The sequence below is a fragment of the Candidatus Thermokryptus mobilis genome (genome assembly GCF_900070205.1).
GTDB classification, from domain to species: Bacteria; Bacteroidota; Ignavibacteria; order Kryptoniales; family Kryptoniaceae; genus Kryptonium; species Kryptonium mobile.
The window spans coordinates 31,088-41,142 of record NZ_FAOO01000003.1 but is presented as its reverse complement, the minus strand read 5'-3'; the positions used below and the strand labels follow the sequence as shown (position 1 = coordinate 41,142).

The window sequence follows — 10,055 nt, the reverse complement described above, 5'->3', positions numbered from 1 at the left end:
GATTGAAAGGATTGAGGGCAGTAAAACTGAGACGATGGGAAGAATTGAAAGCGTCAGGACAGAGATGATTGAAAGGATGGATTCAGTGAGAGTAAGCCTTATAAAGTGGATGATCGGTTTATTCGTTGCTTTTTCAACTTTGATGATAACGGCGATTTGGGCAATTTTAACTTTTGCAACAAAGTAAAAACAAAAAACACATCATTTGAAAATGGCTATTATAAAAAATGCTGTTTATATGAAAGAAGTTGAACTTCCGTTTTGCCCTGGTTGTGGGCACTCACAAATTTTGCCACAACTTGACAAAGCAATGGCGAAGCTTAACCTTGACCCAAGAAAAACAGTTTTAGTCACTGATATAGGCTGCGTCGGTTTGTCGGATCAATACTTCAATGTAAATGCCTTTCATGGTCTTCACGGCAGGTCAATAACCTATGCCTGTGGTTTAAAAATGGCGAATCCGGAGTTAACCGTAATAGTTCTTATAGGAGATGGTGGACTTGGGATCGGTGGAACGCATTTCATAAACGCAGCAAGGAGGAACATTGATATAACCGTCATAATCTTTAACAATTTCAACTTCGGAATGACCGGAGGAGAACATTCAGTAACAACACCATTTGGTGGTAAAACAGCAACGACATACCTTGGAAACATAGAATATCCGCTTGATGCCTGTTCATTAGTCCAGGCAGTAAACGGTGGTTTTGCAGCAAGGATGACCGTCTTTGATAAAAATCTTTCTGATGTGATAGCCGAAGCAATCGCTTTCAAAGGTTTTGCTGTCGTTGATGTTTGGGAATATTGCACCGCATACTATGTTCCGAGGAATGACCTCAACAAAGAAAAAATGATGAAACTTTTAGAAACTTACGGCTTTAAAACGGGCATCGTTCATAAACTTGAAAGAAAAGAGTATATTGAAGCATATAAAGAAACTTATTCCAATCAACCGATAAAGGAATCAAAGCAATTTTCCCTTGAACCTGAATTTACAAACAATTTAACTCAAAAAACAGGAATAGTAATTGCTGGAGCAGCTGGTCAAAAAGTAAAATCAAGCGCCACCGTTTTCGGCTCATCTGCAATTTTATCAGGGCTATATGCGACACAAAAAGATGATTATCCCATAACGATTATGACCGGTCATTCTGTCTCAGAAATTATACTTGACCGAAAGGAAATTTTTTATACTGGGATTGACAAACCCAACTATATCATAGCAATCGCTCCCGAAGGTATAGGTAAGGTAAAAAGATTAATCCAAAATATGGATGAAAATTCAACCATTATGGTTGATGAGAATCTCATAAACTTGCTCCCAGAGACAAAGGCAAAAATTGAGGTGTATCCGTTTAGAAAAACCGCAAATACCATTGACAGGTTTTCAATTACGATACTATCTATTGCGACATTTCTTGCACGAACTGATTTATTCCCGATTGAAGCGCTGAAAAAAGCTGTGACTTTAACACAAAAGAAAGTGATAGCGGAGATAAATCTCAAAGCGATTGAAGCTGGAGCAAACCTAGCGCACGAAGATATTTCCGTGAAATAAAATTTCAAATGACATGATTTTAATCGGAACTTCCGGATATAGCTTTCAGGATTGGCGTGGGACATTTTACCCAGAGGATATTGAAGACGGTCGGATGCTTGATTACTATAAAAGATTTTTCAATGCTGTTGAAATAAACTCAACTTATTATAGAATCCCAAGCGCAAGCGTATTTTATCATCTTGACAAGAAAACACCGCCTGACTTTCATTTCATCGTCAAGGTTCATAAACAAACAACCCACGAGCGTGAAGGAAACCGTGAAGCAATGGAATCACTTTTGAAATCCACCGAACCACTTATCAGATCGGGGAAATTAAAAGGTTTCCTCGCCCAATTCCCATACTCATTTAAAGATACCCCAGAAAACAGGGAATATATACTTGAGACGAAAAAATTCGCTGGGGAAATTCCATTGATCGTGGAGTTTAGGCACATAAGTTGGGTTAAAAATTCAGTTTATCAATTTTTAGCCCAAAACGATATCCCTTATGTTTGTGTTGATGAACCACGTCTTAAAGGTTTGATACCACCTCAAAGTATAGCAACGAGTAAAAAAATCGGTTATATAAGATTTCACGGTCGCAACGAAAAAAGCTGGTGGGAGGGAGGAGTTAGTGAAAGATATGATTATCTTTACACTGAAAGCGAATTAAGGGAATGGATTCCAAGGATCAAGGATTTAAACGAGAAAGTTGAGGCATTATACATTTTTTTCAACAATTGTCATCGCGGTAGTGCTCCTAAAAATGCTCAAATGTTACAAAAAATCCTTGAAGAGGAAGGAATAAAATGAAACAGAAACGAATTCTCGTCATCCGTCCAGATAGAATTGGTGATGTGGTCTTAGCAACGCCTTTGCTGCGTGAACTTAGAAAAACTTTCCCCGATGCATTCATCGCTGTAATGGTTAGACCATATACAAAAGATGTTTTAATCAATAACCCGAATATAGACGAAATCATAATTGATGATTACGAAGGAAAAGACAAAGGATGGCGCGGGTTTTGGAGACAAGTTTTTAACTTGAGAAAGTATAAATTCAATATCGCCCTCCACCTGCTCCCAACACAAAGACACGCTTGGATGACATTCTTCGCTGGGATTAAAACGAGAATAAATGTTGGGGTAAGATTTTACGGAGTTATAACATTGATGAAACATGTCAGCAGAAACAAATACATCCCACTCAGACATGAAGCTGACTATTCACTTGACCTTGGACGCAAAATTGGGGTGAAAACTGATAACCTTGAACCTGAGATCTTTCTAACGGACGAGGAGAGGGAAAAAGCAAAATTTTTTGTCCCGAAAGACGAGGGGGAAATTATTATCGGAATTAATCCAGTAAGTGGAAAATCCGCGCCGAATTGGGAAGTTGACAAATATGTTGAGCTGACGGAAAAAATAATTTACAGATTTCCCGAGGCGAAAATTTACATTAATTCCTTTAACGACCCCATGGTTTTAAATAAATTCAAAAACTTGGTTTCGGAAAAAATTTACATTTTACAGAACAATTCATTGAGGGATTTAATACTTTACATATCAAGGTTTGATGTCCTCATAACACCAAGCACTGGGAGCATGCACATTGCTTCGGCACTTAAAGTTCCAGTTGTCGCTATGTTTTGCCCGCTTCCAGCTTGTTCTCCAAAGCTTTGGGGTCCGATAGGAAATGAAAGCGAGATAATCTTGCCACCTGAAAATTACTGCAAAACAAGATGTCCTGGTGACCCACATATATGCGACTTTGAAGGTGGAATAGAAGTCCAAGATGTTTTAGATGCTTTGTTAAAAATTCTACGCAATAAAATGAGTGAAAATGCAAAACATGAGAATTCGGCAGGCAAGGTCGGTTGACATTGACGATATCGCCCACATAATCTCAACCTCATTTCTAATAAATGACTATCACGGTTTAAGAGAAAATATAATTGATAACCCAAGATATAACTACAAAGATATAATCGTCGTTGAAGACAGCAATGAAATAATTGCCTGTACGAAGATAATGCCATTGAAAATATCATTTAAGGGGAAAATCGTTGATGCGGGCGGGATATCCGCTGTGGCAGTTCTCCCGGAATATAGAAGAAGGGGAATTGCGGATATGATGTTAAAAGACGCCATAAAAAGAATGTTTACGGCGAACTATCCTTTTTCAATTTTGTATCCATTTCAACACAGGTTCTACAGAAAATATGGCTGGGAATATATCGGTATGACATTGCTTTATGAAATTGAACCATCAAACATAATAATGTATGACGAGAGAATAAATGTAAGGCGAATGAAAACTTCGGAGAGGGAGAAAATTAAAAAGGTTTACGCCGAAAGAATAAAATCAATAAACTTTGCTCTTCACAGAAACGATGCTTTTTGGACTCGCGTCATTTTCCCGAACTTCCCTAATCCCTATGTTTATGATGATGGCGAAGTAAAAGGTTACCTGTGTTTTGAGATGAAGAAAAACGAGAAAAATCAAGTTGAGGTAGAGATAAAAGAACTTATTGCTCTAACCCCTGAAGCTTATCGCGGTTTATGGGGCTTCCTTGCATCTCTTGCAGAACAAGTCGTCAAAATCAAATATCTAGCCCCGCCAGATGAACCATTATTTAACGTTTTGATTGAACCACGAGAGATAGATTTCAAAAGGCCATTCTTTGAGTATAAATCCGTCGCCTCAATTTGTTCAACATTTATGATGAGAATCATAAATCTTGAAGAAGCATTGAAACTCTTAACATTCGCTCATGCCCCCGATGGCGAAACGACAATATCAATAAAAGACGAAATCCTCCCGGAAAACAACATCACATTTAAAATCTCCGTTCAAAATAAAATTGTTTCAATACAAAAATTAAACACACAATCTGCAATGATTAGAATGGACATAAAAACATTTGCCCAAGTTCTTTCATCTTTCGCAAAACCAAGCTCTCTTTATAACAGTGGGAAAATAGAAGGTGATCAGAACGCTCTAAAATTTCTTGATGCTGTTTTCTCCGATACCTTGCCTTTTATCTTCCATTTTGATATATTTTGAAAGATTTCTTAAAACTTAAAAGGAAACTAAAATGCGAATTTTAAGCATCTTGGTCATTGCATCGCTTTTCACAAGATTGACATTGAGTATTCAAGAGAGTAAAGAATTGAAATGGTATTCCTTCTCCGAAGGTCTGAAAATAGCTAAATCTGAAAACAAAAAGGTTCTGATAGATGTATATACCGATTGGTGTCAATGGTGTAAAAAGATGGATAAGGAGGTTTATTCAAATTCAACGGTTAAAAATTATCTTGCTTCTAAATTCATCCTTGTAAAACTCAACGCTGAATCCGAAAGGAAACATATTTTTGAGGGTCGCGAGTATAGCGAGACCGAACTTGCATATATCTTCGGAGTTGAAGGTTTCCCAACGACTATTTTCATTCGTGAGGATATGCAACCGATAACAGCCGTGCCAGGTTATTTCCCTGCTGATGTCTTTATGAAAATATTGACATTTATCGGAGACGATTACTATATGAAAATGTCTTTTGACGATTACCTTGAAAGGACCGGAGGGTTGCCCAAAAATTAATCTGACGACTCATCCATTTTTTCAAAAACGATGTTCAATCCCTTTTGACTGTATTTGTCAAGGTTTCTCTCAAGAAGAGCAAGCAAAACTTCTTTGTTAAGGTTATACTTCTCAATCTTTGGGGATTCAAGATTCCCGGTGAATTCTATATAAAAGTATTTTTCTTTCTCGTTCCCAAAAATCACAAGCCGATTATTCACTGTTTCGCCGATGAAAACCATCTTAAATTTGCTTTTTGTTTTCTATTTCCTTTTTCGGAAATGTTTTTTATTTACTTTAACAAAATTTGAAGAAATTAAAATTCCCAAGTCCTCACATGCGCAAGTTGACAGCTTTTGAGATTGAAAAGAAAAGACATAAACTTGAAGAATTGAAAAAAATTGAAAGACACCCAATTTATGTTTTGCTTGATAATGTGAGAAGCGTTTACAATGTTGGCTCAATCTTCAGAACAAGCGATGCTGCACTTATAAAAAAACTTTTCCTGACTGGGTATACCCCACACCCTCCGCGGAAAGACATTGAAAAAACAGCACTTGGAGCAATTGAAAGTGTCCCTTGGGAATATCATAAAAACCCAATTGATCCGATAAAACTTCTAAAATTGGAAAATGTTAAGATAGTTGCCCTTGAAATAACAGATGAAAGCATACCATATTATGAGATAAAACCTGAGGATTTCCCGCTGTGCCTCATCGTTGGGAATGAGATAACGGGGATTACTGAAGAAGTGCTTTCAATGTGTGACCTTTCAATTGAAATCCCTCAATTTGGAATAAAACACTCCTTAAATGTCGCAGTTGCTTATGGAATCGCTGTCTTTGAGCTTGTGAAAATTTACAGGGAAAGTCATCAAACAAGCGTAAAATAATCACCTCCACCGGTGATGTTAATTTTCAAGATCCCAACCCTAACAAGATTAACAAGTATATCCGATGCCTCATCTTCACTTATTTTGACAAGCTTGCTAAATTCTTTCACTGTTATCTTCTTGAAATTATCAAGATAGTTCAAAAGACGCCTCTCCTTTTCTCCGATCATGATGCGAAGGGGTTGATTATCATTTTCAAGTTTCATCAATTTGATCATCTCTTCGCTTGCAACTACATTTTGTGAGCCAAGCCGAATGAAAACCTTTCCAGCATCACCATTTGAGCTGACAAGACGGTGAGGTTTATCCTGGCTTTGCTCAATCGTTGCAACTATGACATCTTTACCGTTAAGCTCAAAAATTTCAATTTTTGGTTCAATGGGTGGATAACAATGCTGTCTTGCAGCTTGAAAAATAAGGTCAACTTCCTCTTTTTCGCTATCAACGCCAACTACGCTTCCATCGTCATCAATTCCAAAAATTAGGACACCACCGTGCGTGTTAGCAAAAGCAATCATGGCACGCGCTATCTTCTCGGGAGAGGAAACCTTCCGTTTGAATTCAACTGTTAACCCCTCCCCCTCAAATATGAGGTTATTCAATTGCTCCAGATTCATTTGAAATCCCCAACTTTATTTTTTCCCTTGCTAACAACCTGTTCATAATCAAATTCACCCTCCAAGTAACAAATCTCTTATTTGAATTTGGATTATACCTCAAAGGGCTCGGAATCACAGCAGCAAGACGAGCAGATTCCTCAAGCGTCAACTCCGAAGCGGACTTGCCGAAGTATTTCCTTGAAGCTGACTCAACACCGAAAATCCCATCACCGAGCTCAATTATGTTAAGATAAATTTCAAGTATCCTTCTCTTTGAAAGCTTTTGCTCAACCCTATATGCAATTAAAACCTCAACCAATTTCCTCAATGGATTACGAGAAGTTGAAAGGAAAAGATTTTTAGCAACTTGCATCGTTATGGTGCTCGCTCCCCGAGAGATTCTCCCTCGTTCCAAATTCCTCCTTATGGATTCTTTAACCTCATACCAGTCAACCCCACCGTGAGAGAAAAAGCTCGCATCCTCCGAGACGATAACAGCATTAATTAGATAAGGCGAAATCCTTGATATTGGAACCCAAATTTGATTTATTTTGTAGTTTCTCCCCTTCCTTTTCGCTTCTTCAATTCTTTGCTCCATAAGAGATGTGATTTTGGGATTTTCAAATCTCAGTCGGTCAATTTCCCTGTCAATCTCAATGAATTCATAAACAAGATAAACGAACGAAATGAAAACCAAGGAAAGAAGCAAAATTTTAACCCCTTTTCTCAACCCACCATAGCTTCTTTATTTTTCAAATAATCAAGATAACTTTGCAAAATCAAAGTTGAAGCAATCAAATCATCCGTGCCTTTTCTTTGTCTGTCCTTCTTTCTCATATTCATTTCTATCTTTGACATTTGCGCAATTTTTGTGGTTAAACGCTCATCCCACTGAACAACCCTCACTTTTAGCCTACTTTCCAACTTTTCAACGAACTTCAGAACTTCTTCCGTCTTTGAACTGGGCTTACCGTTCAACTTTAAAGGTAAACCAACCACAATTAAAGCGATATCATATTGCCGACAAATTTCACTTATCCTATCAAAAACCTCCTCGTTGTTTTCAAGAACAGACAAACCATAAGCAATAGTCAGCGTTGGGTCACTTATTGAAATCCCTATTCTCCTGTTCCCGAAATCAATCCCCATTACTCTCCCCTTTATTTCATCTCTCCTGATATCTTGAGACACTGTAAACTCCATTTATTCTTCTCAATTTGTCCATCAAGACATTCAAATGTTCAAGGTCTTTGACTTCAACTGTTATCAACCCGTGGAAAATAGGTCCATCGGTTTGAATATTGGCCATCCTTATATTTGTGTTCTGATAGCCCGAGATCACTGTGGTGATCTCCTTAAGCATTCCCGGTCTATCCTCACCTTCAATCACAATTCCAGCAGGGAATGACATACCATCAAGCATCTTTGACCAGATGACATCAACAAACCTATCTTCGTCTTTCTCCTTCAACTTAGCGACATTTATACAATCTTTACGATGAATCTTTATACCTTCACCTGTCGTAACGAAACCAACAATTTCATCTCCAGGCACAGGATTGCAACATTTCGCAAATGTGTAAAGGAAATTTAATCCACCGTCAATCGCTATGACCTTGAGCGGTTTGATAATTTCTTCTACAACGCTTTCCTTTCTCTCTTCTAATTGTCTTGGAATTATATCTTTGTGCTTCTGCCTTTCCTCTATTTTCTTTATAAGCTCAGAAACATCAATCCCATCCTCTGCTATCGCAAGATAAAACTTTGATAAGTTGTCAAACTTGTAAAGTTCCCTAACTATTTTAAGAAGTTCATCGTCGTTTATGTGTAATTTCGCTCTTTTTACCTTCTTGTCCCAAATTTCTTTACCGACATCAATGAGTCGTCTTTTCTCTTCATTTATCCACTTTCTGATTTGTGCTTTCGCTTTTGATGTGACGACGAACTTCTCCCAATCCTTGCTCGGCGAGCGATGTTTACCAGTGATTATCTCAACTTGATCACCCGTTTTAAGTTTATAATCAAGGGGGACTATTCTACCGTTAACTTTCGCACCGATACAGCGTAGTCCTATTTCGGTATGAATTTCAAAAGCAAAATCAACCGGGGTCGCCCCTCTTGGTAAAACCTTCAAATCACCCTTCGGCGTGAAAACATAAATTTCATCTTGAAAGAGATTAAGCTTTAAATCCTCTATAAACTGCGTCATATCGGTCTGATTTTCAAGTATATCGCGAACCCACCTAACCCATTCTTCAAACTGTTTGTCCGTTTCAGTTATGTTTTCTTTATATTTCCAGTGAGCAGCAAGTCCTTTTTCAGCTATTTCATGCATAGCACGAGTCCTTATCTGAACCTCAACCATCTTTCCCCCAGGACCTATAACCGTTGTATGAATTGAACGATAACCATTTGACTTCGGGTTAGTGATATAATCCTTGAATCTTTCAGGAACAGCTCTGTAAATATCGGTGACGATGCCATAAACCGTCCAACAGTCATTTTTATCCTCAGTGTCAAGTATAATTCTGACCGCAAACAAGTCGTATATCTCCTCAAACGCTTTCCCTCTTTTAACCATCTTGTTATAAATGCTGTAAAGATGTTTCGGGCGACCACTTATTTCAAATTTAAACCCCCTCTCTGCAAGCGCTTTCTCTATCGGCTTCGCAAATTCTTTTATATACTCCTCCCTCTGCTTACGAGTTTGAGCAACCCTCCTTGCTATGTCTTCATAAGCTTCAGGATTTAAATACTTGAATGCCAAGTCCTCAAGCTCCCATTTTATCTGTGCAAGCCCAAATCTATGTGCAAGAGGAGCGTAAATCTCAAGCGTCTCCTGGGCTATTCTCTTTCGCTTGTGCTCCGGAAGATACTCAAGCGTCCTCATATTATGAAGGCGATCAGCAAACTTCACAAGTATTACTCTGACATCGGTAGAAAGAGCGAGCAAAAGTTTACGATAATTCTCTGCCTCAATTATCCCACGATTATCACTTTCAAAAATCCCCGTTATCTTAGTCAGACCGTCAACAATCCTTGCGATTTTTTCACCAAATTCCGCTTGTATATCCTCAAGCGTAAAATTCGTATCTTCAACTATATCGTGAAGCAAGGCACTTGCAACAGATATATCATCAAGCGGTATCTCGCTTGCTACTATCATTGCAACTTCATAAGGATGATTAAAATATGGCTCCCCCGAAGCCCTGTAATTATCTTTGTGCGCATTGTAACTAAACCAAAATGCCTTGGTTATAAGGTCCGGATTAAAACTTCTTAGGTTCTTTTCACATACCTCAAGTAGCTTTTTCAACTTCGCCTGATATTTATCCTGAAACACAAGCATTTCTTTGAATTCTCATTTTTGGCTCAAAATTATTAACAAAAATCGCATAAAAAAGTTCAAAATTAAAATATGCATTGTCTCAATAAATTGCAAC

General features: G+C 38.0%; 12 protein-coding genes. 7 read left to right on the top strand and 5 right to left on the bottom strand.

Translation table 11 applies throughout. The features are described 5' to 3' along the window. From FKZ43_RS11365 to FKZ43_RS02350, 6 genes are all read left to right on the top strand, one after another. Positions 1-187, top strand: a 187-nt coding sequence (locus FKZ43_RS11365) for a hypothetical protein (RefSeq protein ID WP_181180217.1), incomplete at its 5' end; no start/stop codon positions are given. Positions 188-211: 24 nt separating this feature from the next. Then, positions 212-1,558: a thiamine pyrophosphate-dependent enzyme gene (locus tag FKZ43_RS02370; protein WP_140944280.1), complete on the top strand. Its 1,347-nt coding sequence runs from the start codon at positions 212-214 to the stop codon at positions 1,556-1,558. Positions 1,559-1,571: 13 nt separating this feature from the next. Further along, on the top strand, positions 1,572-2,354 hold the full coding sequence (locus tag FKZ43_RS02365) for a DUF72 domain-containing protein (protein WP_140944279.1): 783 nt from the start codon (positions 1,572-1,574) through the stop codon (positions 2,352-2,354). After that, positions 2,351-3,421, top strand: a complete 1,071-nt coding sequence (locus FKZ43_RS02360; RefSeq protein WP_140944278.1) for a glycosyltransferase family 9 protein — start codon at positions 2,351-2,353, stop codon at positions 3,419-3,421. Before FKZ43_RS02365 ends, FKZ43_RS02360 begins: the two co-directional genes overlap by 4 nt. Beyond that, entirely contained in the window at positions 3,384-4,607 is a 1,224-nt protein-coding gene (locus FKZ43_RS02355; protein WP_140944277.1) for a GNAT family N-acetyltransferase, read from the top strand. Before FKZ43_RS02360 ends, FKZ43_RS02355 begins: the two co-directional genes overlap by 38 nt. A 31-nt stretch (positions 4,608-4,638) precedes the next feature. Then, entirely contained in the window at positions 4,639-5,142 is a 504-nt protein-coding gene (locus tag FKZ43_RS02350) for a thioredoxin family protein (RefSeq protein WP_140944276.1), read from the top strand. On the opposite strand, the gene FKZ43_RS02345 is transcribed toward FKZ43_RS02350, so the two are convergent. Continuing rightward, positions 5,139-5,363, bottom strand: coding sequence for a hypothetical protein (locus FKZ43_RS02345; RefSeq protein ID WP_140944275.1), 225 nt, complete (start codon positions 5,361-5,363; stop codon positions 5,139-5,141). The genes FKZ43_RS02350 and FKZ43_RS02345 overlap by 4 nt on opposite strands. A 95-nt stretch (positions 5,364-5,458) precedes the next feature. Here FKZ43_RS02345 and FKZ43_RS02340 point away from each other — a divergent pair, with 95 nt between their 5' ends. Beyond that, on the top strand, positions 5,459-6,013 hold the full coding sequence (locus FKZ43_RS02340) for an RNA methyltransferase (protein ID WP_140944274.1): 555 nt from the start codon (positions 5,459-5,461) through the stop codon (positions 6,011-6,013). Here the strand turns inward: FKZ43_RS02340 and FKZ43_RS02335 are convergent. The 4 genes from FKZ43_RS02335 to FKZ43_RS02320 are packed head-to-tail and all read right to left on the bottom strand — an operon-like array spanning position 5,995 to position 9,961. Beyond that, on the bottom strand, positions 5,995-6,630 hold the full coding sequence (locus FKZ43_RS02335; RefSeq protein ID WP_140944273.1) for an AlbA family DNA-binding domain-containing protein: 636 nt from the start codon (positions 6,628-6,630) through the stop codon (positions 5,995-5,997). The two genes, FKZ43_RS02340 and FKZ43_RS02335, sit on opposite strands and share 19 nt — an antisense overlap. Continuing rightward, positions 6,608-7,342 (bottom strand): monofunctional biosynthetic peptidoglycan transglycosylase, encoded by a 735-nt coding sequence (mtgA, locus tag FKZ43_RS02330; RefSeq protein ID WP_140944272.1) that lies wholly within the window; start codon positions 7,340-7,342, stop codon positions 6,608-6,610. Before mtgA ends, FKZ43_RS02335 begins: the two co-directional genes overlap by 23 nt. After that, positions 7,339-7,815 (bottom strand): Holliday junction resolvase RuvX, encoded by a 477-nt coding sequence (gene ruvX, locus FKZ43_RS02325; RefSeq protein WP_140944271.1) that lies wholly within the window; start codon positions 7,813-7,815, stop codon positions 7,339-7,341. Before ruvX ends, mtgA begins: the two co-directional genes overlap by 4 nt. Next, positions 7,778-9,961 carry a RelA/SpoT family protein gene (locus FKZ43_RS02320; protein WP_140944270.1) on the bottom strand — a complete coding sequence of 728 codons (2,184 nt, stop codon included), beginning with the start codon at positions 9,959-9,961 and terminating at the stop codon, positions 7,778-7,780. Before FKZ43_RS02320 ends, ruvX begins: the two co-directional genes overlap by 38 nt. Between the last annotated feature and the right edge of the window lie 94 nt (positions 9,962-10,055).